The sequence below is a fragment of the Sorangium sp. So ce693 genome (genome assembly GCF_051521375.1).
In the GTDB taxonomy this organism is placed as follows: domain Bacteria; phylum Myxococcota_A; class Polyangia; order Polyangiales; family Polyangiaceae; genus Sorangium; species Sorangium atrum.
Genome location: NZ_CP150347.1, coordinates 9,952,271 through 9,972,147, shown reverse-complemented (window position 1 = coordinate 9,972,147; position 19,877 = coordinate 9,952,271). Strand labels below are relative to the sequence as shown.

Here is a 19,877-nt window from a genome sequence, read left to right as displayed (position 1 = left end):
ACGAATTACAAATACGTTTGCGGGGCCGCGGGGATTGCAGGGGCGATGGAGAGGTGGCACGCGCGGGCATCCGGAGGGCGTTCCGGGTGGCAGCCGGGCGGCTACTTCCATTGAAGCGAGAAAAGTACGACCATGGCAAAGCGTGTGAACCGAAGAATTTTCCTCCGGGGGCTGGGCGGAGCTTGCGTCGCGGCGCCGTTCCTCGGCTCGCTCACCGACCGCACCGTGATGGCGCAGCCGGTCACGCCACCGAAGCGGCTGATCGTGATGTACACGCACTATGGCTGCATCACGACGCGGTGGTTCCCGAGGAAGTCGCACGGCCCGCTCACCGCCGCGGACCTCCAGCCGACGACGCTCAAGCACCTGGCGCCGTACGTCGACAAGCTCCTCATGCCCCGAGGCATCCGCGCGATGAACGAGTGGACGGTGGGGCTGGAGCGGGGGCAGGGGAACGATCGCCACTTGCAGGTGAACGGGTCGTACTTCACTTGCCACCCGGTCACTCCCAACAGCGACGACCCGTTCAGCTTCGACCAAGCGACGAAGTTCAACGCCAAGCCGACCGGTCCCTCGCTGGACCACGTCATCGCGCGACAGCTCAGCCCGCAAGGCATTCCGTTGCTCTTGAACACCGCTGGTCAGAATGACGGCGCTTTCTCGGCGATCTCCTACTCCGCCGCCGAGACCCTCTTCAAGGGCCTCAACGCGTCGCAGGCCTTCAGCAGCCTCACGGGCATCTTCGAACCGGGGAAGCCGACGTCTCCGGACACCTACGCGGCGATGCGCGGCAAGAGCGTCCTCGACATCGTGAAGGATGATCTGCAGAGGCTCGAGCGGCTCGACATGAGCCGTGCCGACAAGCAGAAGCTCGCGGCCTGGAAGGAGCTCCTCGACGCGACAGGAAGCGTGGTGGCTTCATCGCAGTGCGACGCCTCCCTCGCCATGGCGCTCGGCGCGACGCAGGAGAACGTCGACCTGGCGAGCACGACCCCGAGCGTCGACGACCGGCTGACGCGGCGAATCTCGGATGGTCTGGACGGAGCGGACCTCCATTCGAACCTCGCCGTGCTCGCGGCGGCGTGCAACGCGAACCCTGTCATCTTCCTGAAGTACCCCGGGACCTTCCTGTTCAAGGGGCTCGGCCTGGAGTACGAGAGCGCCAGTATCTCGGGTCGCCTGGACAGCGCGAACATCACGGGGACCTGCGTCCCGGGGGTGCTCGACATGCTCCTCAAGATCGACGACTACTATGCGAGGAAGTTCGCCCACCTCGTCGGCCAGCTGAACCGTATCGACGAGGGGGACGGGACGCTCCTCGACAATTGCGCGGCCGTCTGGTTCCAGGACGTGTCGGACGGCTGCGCCCGCAACCTCAACAACATGCCGATCCTCCAGGCCGGCAGCGCCGGCGGCTATTTCAAGACCGGCTGGGCCGTGAACGTCGACGACGGCTCGCCCGATCTCACGACCGGCAACAGCGAGATCACGTGTGCTCCTGGCACGTCGGACCAGGTCGACGGGGTCTCCCAGGAAACGGGGACCGATCCGTCGCTCGCCAACGCGCCGATCAACAAGTACTTCTGCAACTTGATGAACGCCCTCGGCGTCAAGGCAGGCACGGATGGTTTCCCGGCAAAGGGCGGTTCGGAGCCGGTGACCCACTTCGGCAGGTACGACCGGACGGAAGACTTCATCGGCGGCGGGACCAATCCTTCCACCATCCACGATCCAGGCGAGTTCACCGCGCTCAGGGCGAACGCCTGAGCGGTCTCGTTCCCGAGCCTGTCGCGCGCTCGAGTGATGAATGCGCCGCGTGGGCCCGGCGCTCCGCGCTCATGACACGTCCTCGTAAAACCATGCGCGAAGATTCTGCCGCGCGAGCGTTCTCAATAGCGCTTGCGGGCGCCAACTCACCGAATCGGGGGCTTGCTGGTTGGGCCGCGTTGGAATCCTGCGCTAGGGGATCAGTTCGGTGCGGGTCGGGGATAGTGTCGTTATGCGAACGCTGCGGCAACTAGCGTACATCGGTACGGCGACATTTTTGACGTCATCAACTTTTCTCGCTGGTTGCACTGGCGAGATCGCGCCCGGTGAACCGGGGGTCTCCTCCAGCGGTGGGGAGACCTCTGGCGCCGGTACGGGGGGCGGACCGGAGGAGCCGGACCCCGGCGACCCGGATGTCTGCACCCCCGGCATCTGGGCGACATCCCAGGTCCCGCGGCTGTTGAACAGAGAGTACGACGCGGTGGTGAGGGATCTGCTCGGCGTGACGAACCTGCCGAACGCCCCCACGGGCAACCCGTCCTCGCTCCTCGTGGCCGACTTCGAGGGCAGCATGACGGATATCGCCTGGAACTCCTACCTCGTGGCTGCCGAGAGCATCGCCGCCGAGGTGATGGCCGGGGCCAACAAGTCCAAGTTCATCGCCTGCGATCCGGCCGCGGCCGGGTGCCTCGAGTCGACGATCCGCGCTTTCGGCCGCAAGGCTTTCCGCCGCCCTGTGACGGACGAAGAGGTGCAGCGCTACATGCGCTTCAAAACGCTCGAGCCCAAGGGTACGCCCGCAGAGGTCGCCGAGGCCATCCTCTTCGCCATGCTCGCTTCGCCCTCGTTCATCACGGTCCCCGAGCTGACGGACGACGCGGAGAGCGGCGCCATCCAGCTCTCCAGCCACGAGGTGGCGACGAGGCTCGCGTTCCTGCTCTGGGGCTCCATTCCAGACGACACCTTGAACACGGCCGCAGACGCTGGTCAGCTCATCACCAAGGAGCAGATCCTCGCCCAGGCGGGGCGGATGGTCCAGGACCGCGCCAAGACGGCGCCGATCGTGGCCCTGTTCCATCGTGCTTATGCGGACATTCGTCAGGGGTCGCACTGGGGAACGGTCGAGCACGACACGACCCGGTTCTCCGACTACTCCCCGGACATCGTTGCTCCGATGCTGGCCGAGATCGACGCCTTCTTCGAGGAGGTGGCGTTCGAGGGGGGGTCGTTCAAGGACATCTTCCTGAGCAACGTCGCTTACGTCAACAAGGACACCGCTCCGATCTACGGGCTCAACGCCGCGGACTACGGCGCGGAGCTGACGCGGGTGGAGCTCGACCCGACCGAGCGGCCGGGGTTCTTGACCCGCGTTGGGTTCTTGAGCTCCTACTCGTCCTTCGGCGCCACGAGCCCGATCCTCCGGGGCGCGTTCGTCTCCAACAGGCTGCTCGGGCTCACCCTGAAGCCGACGCCCGGCGCGGACCAGACGCCGCGGCCGCCGGGCCCGTTCTCCACGGAGCGTGAGGCCATCGAGGCGCTGACCTCCCCTGCGGGGTGCGTCGAATGCCACAGCAAGTTCGTCAACCCGCCGGGCTTCGTGCTCGAGAGGTTCGACTCCCTTGGCAAGGTGCAGACGAAGGATCCGCTCGGCGGTGACATCGACGCGACGGGCGACGTCTACTTCAGCGACACCAACACCAAGGCGATCACGACGCCCCTGGAGATGATGACCGAGCTCGGCGCGGGGGAGATCGCCAAGCGTCACTATGCCGAGCAGTGGGTCTCCTGGGCTCGCCGGAGGGTGCCGAACACGAACGACGCCTGCACCGTCAACGAGCTCAGCGACAAGCTGTCCAACGACGGCTACACCATCATCAATCTGCTCACGGATCTTACCCAGGCCGACTCGTTCCGCCTGCGTACCATCGTCGGGAACTGAGGAGGAATACGACCATGATGAAGAACCTCAACCGAAGAGTATTCCTCCGAGGCCTGGGTGGAGCTGTCGTCGCTGCACCTTTCCTGGGCTCTGTCGCCGAGCGTGACGCGGAGGCGCAGTCGGCCGGCGGCGGCGCTCCGAAGCGGCTGATCGTGCTCTTCACGCACTATGGCTGCCTGACGAACCGTTGGTTTCCGAAGAAGTCCCACGGCGAATTGACCGCCGCCGATTACGAGGCGACGACGCTCAAGCACCTCGCTCCCTTTGCAAAGAAGCTCCTGATGCCCCGTGGCATCCGGGCGATGAACGAGTGGAGCTTCGGGCGGACCCACGGCCAGAACAATGACCCGCACGGTCAGGTCATGGGGTCGTATTTCACCTGCTACCCGGTGACGCCCGAGAGCGACAAGTTCAACGCGAAGTCGACCGGGCGGTCGCTCGATCACATCGCCGCGGAGCAGGTCAACCCCAACGGCGCGGCTCCCCTCGTGATGCAGATCGGCGGGGTGCGGCAGGATTCTTTCTCCAATTTCTCGTACGACCAGCCCAAGCAGATCTTCCCTGGCATCGGGTCTCCGACGACGATCTACAACAACCTCACGGGCCTCTTCGGTCAAGGCCCCGTGTCGCAGGATACGTACAAGGTGGCCCGCGGCAAGAGCGTGATCGACGTCGTGCGGGAGGATCTGGAGTCCTTCGAGAGGGTCAGGATGAGCAAGGCGGACAAGCAGCGGCTCTCCGACTGGAAGGACCTCCTCCACCAGACGACGAACACGGTCAGGGCCCAGTGCAGCGCCGCCCAGGCAGAGGCGCTCGGTTTGACGGCCCAGTCCGTGCAGGCGGCCTCGCAGGGGGGTGGCCTCGGCGTCGACCTGTCGAAGTCGACGAACGTCATGATGGACCTCGCGGTGCTCTCGGCCATCTGCGACCAGAACCGCGTCATCTTCATGAAGTTCCCCGGGGGCGTCACGTTCAAGTGGGATGGTATCAACCACTCGAAGGACTCCCATGGCATTTCCCACCGCGTCGGCGACGCCAACATGGGCGGGGACTGCGTTCCTGGTGTCATCGAGATGATTCACGAGATCGACGACTGGTACGCGAAGAAGTTCGCCTACCTCGTCGGTCGGCTCGACAGCATCGACGAGGGCGACCGGAAGCTCCTCGACAACACCGCGACCGTCTGGTTCCAGGAAGACTCCGACGGCAACAGCCACAACCTCAACAACCTCCCGATCCTCCAGGCGGGGGACTGCGGCGGCTACTTCAAGGTGGGCCAGGCCGTGAACGTCGAAGGTGGCAAGGCCGACCTGGCGGTCGGCAGCAGCGAGGCTGCCTGCGGACCGGGCCAGACGAAGCTCGACTTCGCCGCGATCGATGGCACAGGGACTCCGCCGGACGTCGCCACGCAGCCGATCAACAAATACTTCTGCAACCTGCTGAACGCCATCGGGGTGAAGGCTGGCGCGGACGGCTTCCCGGCGATCGGCGGCTCGGCAGAGGTGACCTGCTTCGGCAAGCACGACGACACAAAGCTCTTCGTCAGCGAGAACAACCCAGTGTCCATCAAGGATCCTGGTGAGTTCAAGATGCTCCGCGCGAACGGCTGATCGTCGCTGGTGCCGGGTCGACCCGCTTGAGCGGAATGCAAGAAGGCTCCTCGTGAAGGGAGGGGCCTCCTTTCATCAGCACGACGACGCGGAGCTCCGGGGCGGAGCCCGCGTCGTCGTCATCGGCCGCTCACTGCGGCGCGCCGTCCGCGACCCACTGCTCGATCGCGTCGATGTATTCCTGGAGCAAGCAAGTGTATTCCGGGCCGGGCACGCCGACGCATCCGTTGGGCATGCGGGCGATGTTCCCGCAGGGGCCTTTGAGGATCTTGACGAGGGCGCTCTGTTCTGGCTCGCCGGGGGTGACGAGCGGAATGTCTCCGCAAGCCTCGGAGATGTGCGTCGTCAGGGTCGTGTAAAGGGTGTTGTCGTCCACGAGCGTCGGTTTCGCCTCGCCGTTGTGGCAGCTCGCAGTGGAGCAGCCAGCTTGCGCGACGACCGCCCGGACCGTCTCAAAGGTCGGGTCGACCGCCGGGCCGCCACCGCCGGTTCCAGCGGAGGTCGAGCTGGAGGCCGTGGCCCCTCCGGCGCCATCCCCGCCCGAGCCCTCCCCGCCGGACGTGGATGCACTCGAGCTGGACCCTCCACCGGTCGTGCCGGCTTCCGAGGTGCCGGTGCTCCCATCGTCGGAGCAGCCTGAAAGAGGGGACAGGAGGGTGACGATCGCTGCGGCGGCGTAATTTGAGAATCGAAGTTTCATGGATCGTGATTAAAGTGGTTGGAGAGAAAAGTATAGCTCTCTCTCTCACTTGTTGGGACCAAAGGAGAGGCTTCGAACCGTCGGACCTTCAAGGCGAAGCACGATCGATGAATGGATCTGATGAAGCCAAACTTTTGTGAGCACGTCGCCCGTGTCCCCGGCGGCTCGCTCGGTGGGGCGCTGAGCGAGGCCAGAGGTGCCGTCCGGGGTGGGTAGGACGAGCAAGAGCGTTTGAGAATCAAGCGGTTTGTCATGGCACTCCTCGCATCCAGCGATGCTGTACGTGCCGATTGACGTACATGCTTGATCCATCAAGCCGGTCTCGACTGTCAAAAGTGCTTGCAAATGCCGTCGCTTCGGGGTGCGTCGTCGAGCGCTGGAGTCGCGGGCGGCTGCTCGGCGCCGTCGGGCGCAGCCGAGCACGTCGAGCGTGGCGAGGACGCGATGTGGCCCGGCGCGAGCAGGGTGGGTACCCTTCGCCCATGAGCGATCCCTTCCCCGTGCCCCCCGGTCCGCTCGTCGATGCCGCCTGGCTCGCAGCGCACGCGGGCGATCCCCGCGTCCGCGTCGTCGACTGCCGCTGGTACCTCGGCGGTCGCCGCGGCGTCGACGAGTACGCCCGCGGCCACATCCCTGGCGCCGTCCACCTCGACGTCGATGCCGATCTCTCCAGCCCGGCGCACGGAGGACCAGGCCGCCACCCGCTCCCCGACGCGGCGGCGTTCGCGCGCGTGCTCGGCCGGATCGGGGTGGCCCCAGGCTCGGTGGTCGTCGGCTACGACGACGCCGGTGGGGCCATCGCCGCCCGTCTCTGGTGGCTGCTGCGCTACTTCGGTCATCCCGGCGGGCGCGTGCTCGACGGCGGGCTCCAGGCGTGGACCTCCGCGGGACACCCCCTCTCGACCGAGGCACCCTCGTTCGCGCCAGCGCCCACCATGGATCTCGCCGCCGGCGGCGCCCCGGTCGCGGACAAGGCCGCTGTCGACAGGCTGCGCCGCGACTCCGCGGCGGTGATCCTCGATGCGCGTGCCCGCGAGCGCTACGAGGGGCAGACCGAGCCCGTCGATGCCCGCCCGGGCCACATCCCCGGCGCCCGCTCCGCCCCGTTCGTCGAGAACCTCAGCGCCCCCGGGGGCGCCTTCCGCGAGCGCGCCGAGCTCGAGCGGCGCTATGGCGACCTCGGGGCGCTCGATGCATCCACCGTGGTCTGCTACTGCGGCTCCGGCGTCACCGCCTGCCACGACCTCCTCGCCCTGGCGACGCTCGGCCGCGAGGACGCGATCCTCTACGAGGGGTCCTGGAGCGATTGGGCCCGCGACGCCGCCCTGCCGGCAGCCAGAGGCCCCGAGCCCTGAGCGGCGTCAGGCGAGCGCGCGGCCGACCGTGGCCTCGATCGTCTCGCGCAGGTAGCGCACCGCCAGCGCGACCGTGCGCGCCGCGCTCTCCGGCGTCGGCTGGAGCGCGGGCGCGACCTCCATGACGTCGCCGCCGATCAGGCCGACCTCGCGCCCGAGCCGGCGGATGAGCGCCACGACGAACTCGGGCGACAGGCCGTCCGGCTCCGGCGTCCCCGTGGCGTCGGCGTACGCGGCGTCCGTGCCGTCGATGTCGTTCGAGAAATACACGTCCTCGACGCCGGTGCTCTTCACGTGGGCCACGATGGCGTCGAGCGCCGCCGCCGGATCGGCGCGGCACTCGGCCGCCCAGAACTGGCGCACGCCGTAGCGGCTCTCCCAGTGCTCGCGCGGCTTCTGCGACGCGCGGACCCCCACCTGCGTCAGCCGGCCGCCCCGCCCGACAAGCTCGTTCGCGTGGTACGACCACGTGGCGAAGCAGTACGCGATGCCGAGCCGCTCCTCGAGGAGATCGGTGTGCGCGTCCGGCTGGACGATGCCCCACGGCCGCTTCCGCGCGCGGGCGAGCGCGCGCGCGGCCGGCAAGGCCGTGGAGTGATCGCCGCCGAGCACGATGGGGGCGACGCCCGGGTTGATCGAGAAGACGAGATCGAGCGCGCGCTCCGCGATGGAGAGCGGCGAGACCGGCAGCCGCGACGCCGCGGGCTCGGGCACGCCAGGGTAGAGCGCGCGGCGCGACGCGGCCTTCTGCGCCTCCGAGAGCATGTCGTCGTGCAGGAGCTGGGGGACGACGAACACGTCGCCGATGTCGACGAGCCCGACCTCGCGCGCCCGCTCGGGGAAGTCCGGGAAGGCGTCGAGGAGCGCGGTCCGGATGGCCTGCGGGCCCATGTTGGAGCCGCGGAGGAACCCCGCGCCGACGTCGGAGGGCACGCCGAGCAAGACGGCGCGCGCGCCGGCGATGCGGTCGAGCGACGCGCGGAACCGCGCGAAGACCTCCTCCTCGGTCGCGGCGCCGTAGAGCCTCCGCTGGACCTCGAGCTGCTGCGCGCGGCCGGTCGAGACGAGGTAGAGGCCTCCGGCCGCCGGACGCAGCAGGAGCGCGAGCTCTTCTTGCGGGGTCATGCCCGACGAGGGTACGCGCCCCTCAGGGGGCCGCCAGCGAAAGGGCGGACGCGGGCAGAGGGAAGCGCTCGGCCGTGAGGTGAGGGACCGGCGCGCTCATCGCCGCGGGCCAGCTGGCGCCGCGCGCGACGACCCGGAGCGCGCGCAGCACGCCCGCGTGCGCGACAAGGAGGTGCGGGCGCGCGCGGGACGCGACGTCCGCGTCGGACGCGACGTCCACGCCGTCCACGCCGCGCGGCGCGCGCGGGGCGCTGAGCTCGCGCCAGAACGACCGCACCCTGGACTCGACCTCGAGCGCCGACTCGCCCCCGGGCGGCCCGACGCGCTCCCAGCCGTCGAGCCACGCGGCGTATGCGGCCGGGTCGTCGCGCTCGATGTCCGAGAAGGCGCGCCCCTCCCAGGCGCCATAGGAGATCTCGGCGAGGCGATCGTCGAGGGTGTGCGGCGCCCCGAGGCGCGCCGCGAGCTCGGCGGCCGGGAGTGCGCAGCGGGAGAGCCGCGACGACCAGACCACGCCGGGGCGGACGCAGAGCTCGTGGAGCGCGCGCTCGATCGCGGCCGCGGCAGCCTCCGGGGGGAGCTCCGCGGCGACGTCGAGGCGGCCGTAGCAGACGCCGGAGAGCGCGACGGGGGCGTGGCGGAAGGCGATGAGGCCGTGGGCGAGGGGATCCACGCGCGCGCCCGCGGCTCAGCCGCCCCGCACGAGCGCGAGGGCGAGCAGCGCGGCGCACTCGGCGATCTGCTGCGTCGCGCCCAGGAAGTCGCCCGTGAGCCCGCCGGCGCGGGCGCGGAAGCGGAGGCCGCAGATCGTCGCGGCGGCGGCGGCCGCGACGAGCATGCCCGCCGCCTCGGCCGCCGTGAGGGCCCCTGCGGCGTGCGCCGCGGCGAGCGCGAGCGCCGGCCAGAGCGAGCCGAGCAGCGCCTGCGGGAGCGCCGCCTGCGCCACCGGGCGGCTGCGCGAGCCGCTCTGGGTGACATAAGGCAGCGCGACCATCAGCCAGATCGGCGGGGTGCGCGAGAGGCACTGCGTCAGCACGAGGGCGACGGGCGCCGCGGTCTCGAGCCGCGCGAGCAGGGCGACGCGCAGCACGAGGACCACGATCAGCGCCGCCGCGCCGAACGCGCCGATGCGGCTGTCCTTGAGGATCTCGAAGATCCGCGCGCGATCGAGCGCGCCGCCGAGCGCGTCGGCCGTGTCCGCGAGGCCGTCCTCGTGGAACGCCCCGGTCAGCAGCAGCCCGAGGGCCACGGTGACGCTCGCCGCGACGAGCGCGCCGCCCCGGTCGACGAGCAGCCACACCGCGGCCTGGGCGGCGCCGAGCGCGGCGCCCACGAACGGGAACCAGGCCGAGGCCCAGCGCCAGTCCGCCTCGGCGTAGGGGAAGCCGCCGACCGGGACGCGCGTGAGGAAGGTCGCCGCTGCGCGGGCGCCGCGCAGCACCGGCGGCATCGTCATGGAGTCCCGGGCCGCGCGCGATCGGGCACGCTCGCGCTCGCGAACGTCGCCATGCCGGCGTGGAGGGCGCAGGCCGCGTCGAGGAGGGGCAGCGCGGCCAGCGCCGCGCTCGCCTCGCCGAGCCGCATCCCGAGGTCCAGCAAGGGGCGCGCGTCGAGCGCCGCGAGGACGTGGGCGTGGCCGCGCTCGGCCGAGCGGTGGGCGAAGAGCATGCCCGATCGCGCCCCGGCGCACATCCGGACGAGCGCGAGCGCCGCCGCCGAGACGATGAAGCCGTCGACGAGCACCGCGATCCGCCGCTCGATCGCCCGCGCCATGGCGCCCACCAACGCGGCGATCTCCTTGCCGCCGACCGCCTGCACGACGCGGTGCGGATCGGTGCGCTGGACGCCCGAGGCCCCCTGCGCGCGCCGCGTCGCGTCGCGCACGACCTCGATCTTGCGCGACAGCGCGTCGCCGGAGACGCCGGTCCCCGCGCCGACGACGTCCTCCGGCGCGAGCCCGAGGAGCAGCGCCGTCATGGCCGCCGCCGCCGTCGTGTTGCCGATGCCCATGTCGCCGAGCAGGACGACGCGCGTGTCGCCCCCGAGCGCGTCGATCTCCGCGGCGCCCGCGCGGAGCGCGCGCTCGTAGACGGCCTCCGAGAGCGCGTCCTCGATCCGCAGGTCGCCGATGGGATCGTCGGCGACCGGATCGCGCCGCAGCCGCGCTCCATCGCCGCCGTCGACACGCTCGTACGGGTGGGCGACGCCGACGTCCACGACCCGCAGCTCGACGCCGAGGTTCCGGCAGAGGACGCTGGCGGCGGCGCCGCCGCGCACGAAGTTCGCCACCATCGCCGCCGTGACCTCCGGCGGGTACGCGGACACGCCGTGCCGGACGACAGGGTGATCGGCGGCGAAGAGCACCGCCGCCGCAGGCCGGCTCGCGGGCGGCCCGCCCTGGATGCCGGCGAGCGCCACGGCGAGATCCTCGAGCACGCCGAGGCTGCCGCGCGGCTTGGTCAGCGTGTCCTGCCGCGCGCGCGCCGCGCCCACCGCGCTCGCGTCGAGCTCCGGAAAGACCCAGTGAGGCGAGAGAGCCATGTCCGGGTTCTCTACTCCGACACGCCGGCAAGCGGGCACGGCGGTGCGGACTCCTTACGGAAACAGGAGTCCTTCGGTCCTATCGGTGGAGCTGAGGGGGATCGAACCCCTGACCTCATGACTGCCAGTCATGCGCTCTCCCAGCTGAGCTACAGCCCCGGTCGTTGGGAGCGGCATATCTACAGCCTCTCGCGCCGCTTGTCTCTACTTTTTTTCGACCGGCGCGTTTTTGTGTCCAAGGGCGTCGGTTCGCGGCTGCTCGCGTGTGTTTGCTTCCGTTTGCTTCCGTTTGCGCGCGTTCGCTTCCGTTTGCTTCCGTCTGCGCTCGTCGCCTGGTGGGTGTGCCCAGCGGAGGGGTGCGCGCGGCCTGGCGGCGATGCGGCCGCCGGGCCGCGGGGGCCCTCAGAAGTTCATCAGCTTTGCCAGGTAGTACTTCATCGTCTCGGTCGTCCCGCCGCCGATGCGGAGGAGCCGCTGATCGCGCCAGGCGCGCGCGATCGGGAAGTCCTCGATGTAGCCCCAGCCGCCGTGGAACTGCAGGCAGGTGTCCACGACATCGTTCGCCACGTCGCCGGCCAGGATCTTCGCCATCGAGATGAGCTTCACCGTGTCGAAGCTGATCGGCACCTTCCGCACGTACCGCTCGTCGTTGTAGTGGTCGACGCACTTGTACGCGAACGCGCGCGCCGCCTCGCAGCGCGTGTACAGGTCCACGAGCTTGTGCTGCCACGACTCGCGCTTGATGATCGGCTTGCCGAACGCCACCCGCTCGCGCCCGTACTCGACCGTGCCGTCGAGCGTCATGAACGAGCTCGCGATCGCGCTCACCGCAGCGACCAGCCGCTCGGTCTGGAAGTTCTGCATCAGGTACGCGAAGCCCTGATCGGGCTCGCCGAGCAGGTAGCGCCCCGGCACCCGCACGTCCTCCAGGAAGAGCTCCGCGGTGTCCGAGGACTTGTTGCCGATCTTCTTCAGCTTCTTCGCGACGCTGAAGCCGCGGAGCGCCGTCGGCACGAGGAAGAACGAGCAGCCGTGGGCGCCCCTGTCCGGCGACGTCTTGGCGAGCAACGTCACGAAATCGGCGCGCGTCCCGTTCGTGATGAAGGTCTTCTGCCCGTTCAGCACGTAATCATCGCCGTCCTTGCGCGCGATCGTCCGGATCCCGGCCACGTCGCTGCCGGCCGCCGGCTCGGAGACGCCGAGCGCGGCGATCTTGTCGCCCGCGAGCGCCGGCTTGAGGAACTCCTCGATCTGCTCCTTCGTGCCGATGTCGCTGATCACCGGGGTCGCCATGTCGCTCTGCACGAGCAGCCCCATCGAGACGCCCGCCATCGTGCAGCGCACGAGCTCCTCGGCCTTGGCCGCCGAGAACCAGTAGTCGAGCCCGGCGCCGCCGTGCTCCTCCGGGAAGTGCGCGCCCAGGATCCCGAGCTCGCCGGCGCGCTTGAACACCCAGTTGGGAAAGCACTCCGACGCCTCCCACTCCTCCACATGAGGAGCGAGCTCCTTCTCTGCGAAGGCCCGCACCGTCTTCCTGAACTGCTGATGTTCTTCCGTGAACGGCTGCCACATCGCGAACCCCTCCTCGCCGGCACGACCGAGATGATTCGTACACGAAACATTTTTCAGCGCAAGCGCCGCATCTCCGCGCTTCTGCCGCGCCTGGTCCGCCGCGCGGGCCGCGCGGGGAACCTCACGGGGCCGCGCGGCGCCACGCGGGCTCCACGCGGCGCCGAACGGGCCGCGTGGAGCCCCATGGAAAACGAGGGCCGATGGCGCGGCGCGCGACCGTGCGGGCCGCGGCGCGAGCGGCGCCGCGGCGAGCGGTAGAAGAACCGCCGAAGAGCGAAAAATGAATCGGCACGCGCATCCATCCACGCAGTCTGCCGGCTCTGCTAGCCTCCGGGCCACATGCGACTCCTCGTCCTGTCCCGCAACGCGTCCCTCTATTCGACGAGCCGGATCGTGCTCGCGGGGCGCGCGCGTGGTCACGACGTCAGCGTCATCGATCCGCTCGATTTCCAGATCGTCGTGTCGCGCGGTCGCCCGTCGTTGCTCGTCGGTGGTTCGGCGGTGCCCCGCTTCGACATCGTGATCCCGCGCATCGGCGCCAGCATCACGAACTACGGCCTCGCCGTCGTCCGCCAGTTCGATCTCATGGGCGTCCCCGTCCTGAACGGCGCCGTCTCGATCGCGAGGAGCCGCGACAAGCTGCGCGCGCTCCAGCTGCTCACGCGCCGCAAGCTCAACGTGCCGATCACCGTGTGCGCCCGGAGCCCGGCCGGCGTCGAGGCGGCGCTCTCGCTCGTCGGCGGCTGCCCCGCGATCGTGAAGCTCCAGCAGGGGACCCAGGGCATCGGCACCATGCTCGCCGAGACGCCCCACGCCGTGCACGCGCTGCTCGAGACGTTCTGGGCCATGGGCCAGGACATCGTGCTCCAGGAGTACGTGCGCGAGTCGAAGGGGCGCGACATCCGGGTCATCGTCGTCGGCGGCCGCGTGGTCGCCTCGATGCGCCGCGTCGCCAAGCCGGGCGAGTTCCGCTCGAACCTCCACCGCGGCGGCAAGGGCGATCGGGTGAAGCTGCCGCGCGCCTACCGGAGCGTCGCGATCCGCGCCGCGAAGGCGATGGGCCTCGAGGTCGCCGGCGTCGACATGCTCGAGGCGCGCTCCGGGCCGAAGATCCTCGAGATCAACAGCTCGCCCGGCCTGGAGGGGATCGAGCGCGCGAGCGGCGTCGACGTCGCAGGCGCGATCATCACCTACGCCGAGCGGTACGCGGCGGAGCAGCGCGGCCTCAGCCGTCGCACGCTCGAGGCGCGGATCGCCGAGGTGATCCACGACGAGCGCATGCCGGCGCCGCGGCGGCTCAGCCGCGCGGCGGCGGAGAACGGGGCGGGCGCGAGCCGCCGGAAGGCCACGGCGCTCACCGGCGGGAGGGGCGCGCGGAGGGCCCTCTCGTGACCCTGCGGGTCGAGACGGCCGGCGATGCGGTCGTCCTGACCATCGATCGTCCCGAGCGCAGGAACGCCATCGACAGCGACCTCGCGAGCCGCCTCGGCGAAGTGATCCGCCGCGCGAGCGCCGACCCGCGCGTGCGCGGCGTCGTGCTCACCGCGACGAGCAGCGACGTCTTCGTGGCGGGCGGCGACATCCGCGAGCTCCACGCGCTCGCCGCCGGCGGCGCGGAGGGGGGCGAGGTCCTCCGGCTGTTCGAGGGCCTCGCGGCCTTCGAGGAGAGCGAGGTGCCGATCGTCGCCGCGGTGCAGGGCGACGCGCTGGGAGGCGGCTGCGAGCTGTTGCTGCTCTGCGATTTCGTCATCGTCGAGGAGCACGCCGCGCTCTCGTTCCGCCACGTCAAGATGGGCCTGTCCCCGGCCTGGGGCGGGCTGACGCGGCTCTGCGAGCGGGTGGGGCCGCTCGCGGCGGCGCGGCTGCTCCTGACGGCGGAGAGGATCGACGCCGCAGAGGCGCTCCGCGTCGGCCTCGTGAGCGAGGTCGTCCCCACCGGCGCCGCGCGGAGCCGGGCGATCGCGCAGGTCGGCCGCATCGCCGAGGGCCCGCGCGCGTCGGTCGCGGCCATGAAGCGGTCCCTGCGCGAGGTGCGCGAGGCGCTGCGCGCCTCCGCCGCCGAGGTCGAGCGACGGGCGTTCGCCGCGCAGTGGAACGGCCCGGAGCACCGGCGTGCGATGGATACGTTCCTGAGCAAGAAGTGACGGTGGCGCGGCGTGGAGGGCGCGGAGCGGCAGGACCCTGAGGGCGCCGAGCCCCCGCTGGAGGGCGCGGAGCCCGCGCCGGCGAGCGCCGAGGTTGCCTCGGCGAGCGTCGGGGCCGCGCCGGCGAGCGCGGAGGCCGCGCCGGCGAGCGCGGAGGCCGCGCCGGCGAGCGCGCTGCTCCCGCCCGTGCCGCCGGCGATAGAGCACTTCATCGGCCGCCGCCCGCACCTGCGCGCGCTCCAGCGCGCCGCCGAGGCCCTCGTGCTGGAGAAGCCCGTCGCCGTGTTCGTCCACGGCGCCGCGGGCATGGGCAAGAGCGCGCTCATCCACCACTTCTTGATGGGGCTCCGCCGCGACAGGGGGCTGGTCGTCCTGCGGGGGCGCTGCGCCCTCGCGGCGGCCGAGTCCTACAAGGCGTTCGGCGGCGTGATGGAGGCGCTGAGCCGCTTCCTCCGGCGGGTCTCGGGCGACGAGGTGGAGCGCCTCCTGCCGCGCGACGTCCACGCGCTCGCCCGGGTGTTCCCGGTGCTCTCGGGCGTGCCGGCCGTCGCGTCGGCGCCGCGCGCGAGCGAGTCGCCCGACGCGCAGGAGCTGCGGCAGCGCAGCTTCGCCGCGCTCCGCCAGCTGCTCTGGCGGATCGCCGAGCGCAGCCCGCTCGTCGTGGCGATCGAGGACCTGCAGTGGAGCGACATCGACAGCGTGGCGCTCCTGCTCGAGCTCACGCGGCCCCCCGACGCGCCCGCGATGATGTTCCTCGGCAGCTTCCGGGACGAGGACGTCGCCACGAGCGCGCCGCTCCGCGCGCTGCTCGACGGGATGGGGCTCGAGCACCCGGCCGCCGCCGAGGCCGAGACCGCCGGCGCGCGCGGGCGGATGGAGTCGGCGCGCCGGGACGGCGAGCTGCGCGAGATCGCGGTCGGCCCGCTCTCGCCGCTCGAGGCCGAGGAGCTCTCGCTCGCGCTCCTCTTCGCGCGCGACGATGTCACCCGCGCGCGGGCGGACGCCATCGCCCGCGCCTCGCGGGGCAACCCGCGGCTGCTCGGCGAGCTCGCCCGCGACGCGCAGGAGCTCTCGGGCGAGGACGCCGCCCGGGGCGACGCCGCGTGGAGCAGGGCGCTCGACGCGCGGCTCCGCCGCCTGCCGGGGCAGGCGCTCCGGCTGCTGGAGGTGATCGCGGTCGCCGGGGAGCCGATCGACGCGGCGGTCGTGGCGCGCGCGGCGAAGCTCCGCGACGACGAGCTCGCCCCGGCGATGACGCTGCTGCTCATGGAGGACCTGATCTCCGCGCGGCGCGCCGGCGAGGGCGAGCTCGTCGAGGCGTCGCACGACAGGGTGCGCGCGGCCGTGGTCGGCCGGCTCGGCCCGGAGCAGCTCGCGGCGCGGCACCGGAGGCTAGGACGGGCGCTCGAGGCGCTGGGGACGGCGGACGCGGAGGCGCTCTCGCGGCACTGGCTCGGCGCGGGGGACGCGGCGCGGGCGGGGCGGCTCGCCGAGCGCGCGGCCGAGGAGGCGGCGGAGGCGCTCGCGTTCGAGCGCGCGGCGCGGCTCTACGAGCTCGCGCTCCGCCTGCGCTCGCGCGAGGCGGACGTCCCCGAGGCGGAGCGGCGCGCGCTCGGCGTGCGGTGCGCCGACGCCATGGTCAACGCGGGCAAGAGCGCCGAGGCGGCGAGGATCTACGCGGCGGCGGCCGAAGGGGCGGACGGCGCGCTCTCGCTGGAGCTCCGCCGGCGGGCCGCCGAGCAGTACCTGCGGAGCGGGCACATCGACGAGGGGATCGAGCTCGTCCGCGCCGTGCTCCGGGCGGTCGGCCTGTCGTTCCCGGAGACGCCGCGGCGCGCGCTGGTGGCGCTGCTCCTGCATCGGGCGGAGCTGCGCTTGCGGGGCCTCCGGTTCCGCGAGCGGTCCGAGGCGGAGGTGCGACCGGAGGACCTCGCGCGCATCGACGCCTGCTGGACGGTGACGGTGGGGCTGTCCGGCGTCGACATGGTCCGCTCCGCCGAGTTCTCGGCGCGCGCCCTGCTGCTCGCGCTGCGGGCCGGCGAGCCGTACCGCATCGGCCGCGCGCTCGCGTTCGAGGCCTCGTCCGCGTGCATGATGGGGGCGCCGGGCCGGGCGCGCGCGGAGGAGCTCGTCGCCGCGGTGCGGGCGCTCTCGGAGCGGCTCGACAGCCCGCACCTCCTCGGCCTGTCGATGATGGTGTCGGGCATGCTCGAGGCGTTCACGGCCGGGCGCTGGAAGGCCGCGTCCGCGTGGTACGAGCTCGCCGACGAGCTCCTGCGCGACCGCTGCGCCGGCGTGTCCTGGGAGCTCGCGACGACGCAGCTGATGGCGTCGTGGGCGCGGTACTACCGCGGGCAGATCGACGCGCTCGCGCGGACGACGCCGGCGGTGCTCCGCGCCGCCGAGCAGCGGGGGGATCTCTACGCGGTGGCGATCTTCAGCGCGCAGGCGACGTGGGTGGCGCTCGCGTCGGACGACGTGGCGGGCGCGCGCGGCGCGATCGCGGGGGCGCTGTCGAGGTGGACGACGTCGGGGTTCCACCTCGAGCATTTCGTCGGGCTGCTCGGCGAGACCTACGTCGACCGGTACGCTGGCCGCGCCGGCGCCGCGATGAAGCGCCTCACGGACGCCTGGCCGAGGATCGAGGGCTCGATGCTGCTGATGATGCAGAACAGCCGGGTGATGGCCCACGCCGAGCGCGCGTGCACGGCGCTCGCCGTGGCCGAGGCGGCGCCCGATCCGGAGGCGCTGATCCAGGTGGCGCTCCGGGACGCCGCGGCGCTCGCCCGGGAGAAGACGGCGTGGTCGGACCCGTTCGTGCCGCTGATCCGCGCGGGCGCGGCCGAGCTACGGGGCGACAGGGAGGCGGCGATCACGCAGCTGGAGGCGGCGGCGGCCGGGTTCGACGCGGCGGACATGCCGCTCTATGCGGCGGCGGCGCGGCGCCAGGCGGGCGAGCTGCTCGGAGGGGAGAAGGGGCTCCAGCGGCTCCTCGTGGCGGACGCGGTGATGGCGCGGGAGCGGATCAAGAGCCCGGCGCGGTGGGCGGCGATGCTGGCGCCGGGGTTCGGGCGGGGCGAGCGGGTCGGCTGGGGCTGACCCATGGCGTTCGGCGGTCGGGGAGCCGCTAGCCCGAGCCGCCGCCGGGCAACGGGCCGAACTGCTTCTCGTAGGCCGCGAGCCGGGCGGCGAGCCGCTTCGCCTCATCGCCGGCGGCGTGGGCCTGCTCTTCGGCGGCGCGGGCCTGCTCCTCGGCGGCGCGAGCCTGCTCCTCGCCGGTCGGCAGCACGCGCCCATGGGTATCGATCCAGCGCAGCCAGTCGACCGCGAGGCCGCGGTACGTGCCGTGGCGCACCCCGAGGCGCAGGCCGAGGCACGCGCTCACGACCTCGCCGTTCGCCTCGGGCGGCATCGGTAGGTAGGACCGCGTGGCTCGATCGAGCGCATAGGCCTCGAGCTCGCCCGAGAACGGATCGAACAGGTAATACTCCGGCACGTGCAGGAGCTTCGCGTAGATCCGCATCTTGTCGCCGCGATCGACGGCCTGGGTGCTCTCGGAGAGCAGCTCGATCACCACGTCGGGCGTCCTCCCGTCCTCCTGCCAGACGACCCAGGACTTGCGCTCGCGCCTGTTGGTGTCGAGCACCACGAACACGTCGGGGCCTCGAAAGTCGTTCTTCTTCGCCTGCAGCTCGCTGAAATAGATGGCCATGTTGCCGGCGACGTACACGTCATCCCGGTCGCGCCAGAACAGCTGCAGTGCCTCGATGAGCAGGCCCATCTGCGCGAGGTGGCGCTCGGATTCCATCGGCTCTCCATCGTCGTACGGGAGCTCGTCCTCGCCGGGCGGGGGAATCGGGATGAAAGAATTCTCGCTCTGGAAGGGCATACGTCGCTCCAGGCGCAGCGTACCCCATGCCGCGCGCTGGCGCAGCCGGCCGACCGGGGCTGCGCGTCAGCGCACCGCCAGCACCACCTCGTGGGCCTCGGTCCTCGCCGGGATCTCCCAGCGCTCGATCATCCGGCGGATGACCGCCTCCGGCACCGCCGCCTCCCGCGCCCGGTTCTGCGCGAACAGCGTGGACGCTGGCACCTCCACGTAGACGACGCGGATCCTCGCCCCGTAGTCGGCCGCCATCTGCAATAACGGGCCGCGCCGCTGCCGCGAGAGGTTCGTCGCGTTCCACACGAACCGCTCGCCGCGCCGCAGGTATTCCTTCGCCCGCTCGCGCGCGGCCTGGACCACCTGTCCCTGCGTGTCCGCCGGATCGATCTCCAGCTCGCTCCGCAGCGCGTCCAGGGAGACGACCGGCCAGTCGGCGAGGTGGTGGCGAACATAGGTATCCTTCCCGGCGCCCGGGAGTCCGCTCATCACCACGACCTCGGAGCGCGTGTCGTCGTAGACCTCGACGTCCGGGTGGCGGCCGCCAGCGAGATCGGAGCGGAAGTACACGAAGCGCGTGTGAGCCGAGGCGAAGGACCGCGGCGCGGTGTAACACCCCTCCTCGCGGCAGAACTCGCGGAAGAGCTCGATGTTGTCGACGACGCGCCCCATGTCCGCGCAGACGCGCCCCCGGATGTCGGCCTCGGCCACGAGCGCGAGCAGGTCGCAGCGCGCCTGGAGGCTGATCTCGGCGGCGACGCGCCGCGCGTCGTCGCGCTCGATGAGATAGAACGGGATCTGGTGATAGCGCACGAGCGCGCACACCTGCTCGCGCAGCGCGAACGGCGCGCCGAGCTCCCAGAGCAGGCGGCGCGCGAGGAGCTCCCCCGCGCGAGAGTGGCCCTTGGCCGTGATCCGCCCGTCCTCCTCGCGGGTGGTCGCCGGCTTCGCCACGTCGTGGAGGAGGCACGCGAGGTACACGGCGCGCTGCTCCTCGGCCGGCAGCGCCTGCCATTCGGGCAGCCCGAGGAGCGTCTCCAGCACCATGCGGGTGTGGATCCAGACGTTGCCCTCGGCGTGGTGGATCGGGTCCTGCGGGCAAGCCTCGAGCGCGCGGACCCAGTCGAAGACCTGGAGCTCATTCCAGGGGACACGCCCCGGATCGGGCGTGAGCAGGTCGAGGAGCGAGGACGCGGAGGACATGACGGAGGACCCCTGGCGAGCGCGCGGTCGGCTCCGCA

General features: G+C 71.4%; 15 protein-coding genes and 1 tRNA gene. 7 read left to right on the top strand and 9 right to left on the bottom strand.

The annotated features are described in order from the left end of the window. Positions 1-144 precede the first annotated feature (144 nt). The 3 genes from WMF14_RS37265 to WMF14_RS37255 all read left to right on the top strand — a co-directional run bounded on the left by WMF14_RS37265 (position 145) and on the right by WMF14_RS37255 (position 5,316). Entirely contained in the window at positions 145-1,767 is a 1,623-nt protein-coding gene (locus tag WMF14_RS37265) for a DUF1552 domain-containing protein (protein WP_437794089.1), read from the top strand. Positions 1,768-2,227: 460 nt separating this feature from the next. Beyond that, the gene (locus WMF14_RS37260; protein ID WP_437794087.1) at positions 2,228-3,706 is read left to right on the top strand and encodes a DUF1592 domain-containing protein; all 1,479 of its coding nucleotides are present in this window, start codon (positions 2,228-2,230) and stop codon (positions 3,704-3,706) included. 14 nt (positions 3,707-3,720) lie between these two features. Next, positions 3,721-5,316, top strand: coding sequence for a DUF1552 domain-containing protein (locus tag WMF14_RS37255; RefSeq protein ID WP_437794085.1), 1,596 nt, complete (start codon positions 3,721-3,723; stop codon positions 5,314-5,316). Between the two features lie 130 nt (positions 5,317-5,446). On the opposite strand, the gene WMF14_RS37250 is transcribed toward WMF14_RS37255, so the two are convergent. Continuing rightward, positions 5,447-6,016: a hypothetical protein gene (locus WMF14_RS37250; protein ID WP_437794083.1), complete on the bottom strand. Its 570-nt coding sequence runs from the start codon at positions 6,014-6,016 to the stop codon at positions 5,447-5,449. Between the two features lie 482 nt (positions 6,017-6,498). On the opposite strand from WMF14_RS37250, the gene WMF14_RS37245 reads away from it, so the two are divergent. Then, positions 6,499-7,371, top strand: coding sequence for a sulfurtransferase (locus tag WMF14_RS37245; protein ID WP_437794081.1), 873 nt, complete (start codon positions 6,499-6,501; stop codon positions 7,369-7,371). A gap of 6 nt (positions 7,372-7,377) precedes the next feature. Here WMF14_RS37245 and WMF14_RS37240 read toward each other — a convergent pair whose 3' ends face one another. The 6 genes from WMF14_RS37240 to WMF14_RS37215 all read right to left on the bottom strand — a co-directional run bounded on the left by WMF14_RS37240 (position 7,378) and on the right by WMF14_RS37215 (position 12,609). After that, positions 7,378-8,496: an arginase family protein gene (locus tag WMF14_RS37240; RefSeq protein WP_437794080.1), complete on the bottom strand. Its 1,119-nt coding sequence runs from the start codon at positions 8,494-8,496 to the stop codon at positions 7,378-7,380. A 22-nt stretch (positions 8,497-8,518) separates the two neighbouring features. Then, entirely contained in the window at positions 8,519-9,169 is a 651-nt protein-coding gene (locus tag WMF14_RS37235) for a histidine phosphatase family protein (RefSeq protein WP_437794078.1), read from the bottom strand. Positions 9,170-9,184: 15 nt separating this feature from the next. Beyond that, a complete protein-coding gene (locus tag WMF14_RS37230; protein WP_437794076.1) occupies positions 9,185-9,952 on the bottom strand; it encodes an adenosylcobinamide-GDP ribazoletransferase in 768 nt (255 codons plus the stop codon). Continuing rightward, entirely contained in the window at positions 9,949-11,037 is a 1,089-nt protein-coding gene (cobT, locus tag WMF14_RS37225; RefSeq protein ID WP_437794074.1) for a nicotinate-nucleotide--dimethylbenzimidazole phosphoribosyltransferase, read from the bottom strand. Before cobT ends, WMF14_RS37230 begins: the two co-directional genes overlap by 4 nt. Positions 11,038-11,123: 86 nt before the next feature. Continuing rightward, positions 11,124-11,196, bottom strand: a tRNA-Ala gene (locus tag WMF14_RS37220). A 243-nt stretch (positions 11,197-11,439) separates the two neighbouring features. Next, positions 11,440-12,609 carry an acyl-CoA dehydrogenase family protein gene (locus tag WMF14_RS37215; RefSeq protein ID WP_437324752.1) on the bottom strand — a complete coding sequence of 390 codons (1,170 nt, stop codon included), beginning with the start codon at positions 12,607-12,609 and terminating at the stop codon, positions 11,440-11,442. Positions 12,610-12,948: 339 nt separating this feature from the next. Between WMF14_RS37215 and WMF14_RS37210 the strand changes: the two genes are divergently transcribed. From WMF14_RS37210 to WMF14_RS37200, 3 genes are read left to right on the top strand one after another with little or no spacing between them, the layout of a single operon-like run. Continuing rightward, positions 12,949-14,001, top strand: coding sequence for a RimK family alpha-L-glutamate ligase (locus WMF14_RS37210; RefSeq protein WP_272104427.1), 1,053 nt, complete (start codon positions 12,949-12,951; stop codon positions 13,999-14,001). Next, a complete protein-coding gene (locus tag WMF14_RS37205) occupies positions 13,998-14,753 on the top strand; it encodes an enoyl-CoA hydratase/isomerase family protein (protein ID WP_437794070.1) in 756 nt (251 codons plus the stop codon). Before WMF14_RS37210 ends, WMF14_RS37205 begins: the two co-directional genes overlap by 4 nt. 12 nt (positions 14,754-14,765) lie before the next feature. Continuing rightward, positions 14,766-17,852 (top strand): ATP-binding protein, encoded by a 3,087-nt coding sequence (locus WMF14_RS37200; RefSeq protein ID WP_437794069.1) that lies wholly within the window; start codon positions 14,766-14,768, stop codon positions 17,850-17,852. A 28-nt stretch (positions 17,853-17,880) separates the two neighbouring features. On the opposite strand, the gene WMF14_RS37195 is transcribed toward WMF14_RS37200, so the two are convergent. Together WMF14_RS37195 and WMF14_RS37190 are read right to left on the bottom strand one after the other, a co-directional pair. Beyond that, positions 17,881-18,642 carry a Uma2 family endonuclease gene (locus tag WMF14_RS37195; protein WP_437794067.1) on the bottom strand — a complete coding sequence of 254 codons (762 nt, stop codon included), beginning with the start codon at positions 18,640-18,642 and terminating at the stop codon, positions 17,881-17,883. 66 nt (positions 18,643-18,708) lie between these two features. Then, positions 18,709-19,839 carry an AAA family ATPase gene (locus tag WMF14_RS37190; protein WP_437794065.1) on the bottom strand — a complete coding sequence of 377 codons (1,131 nt, stop codon included), beginning with the start codon at positions 19,837-19,839 and terminating at the stop codon, positions 18,709-18,711. Between the last annotated feature and the right edge of the window lie 38 nt (positions 19,840-19,877).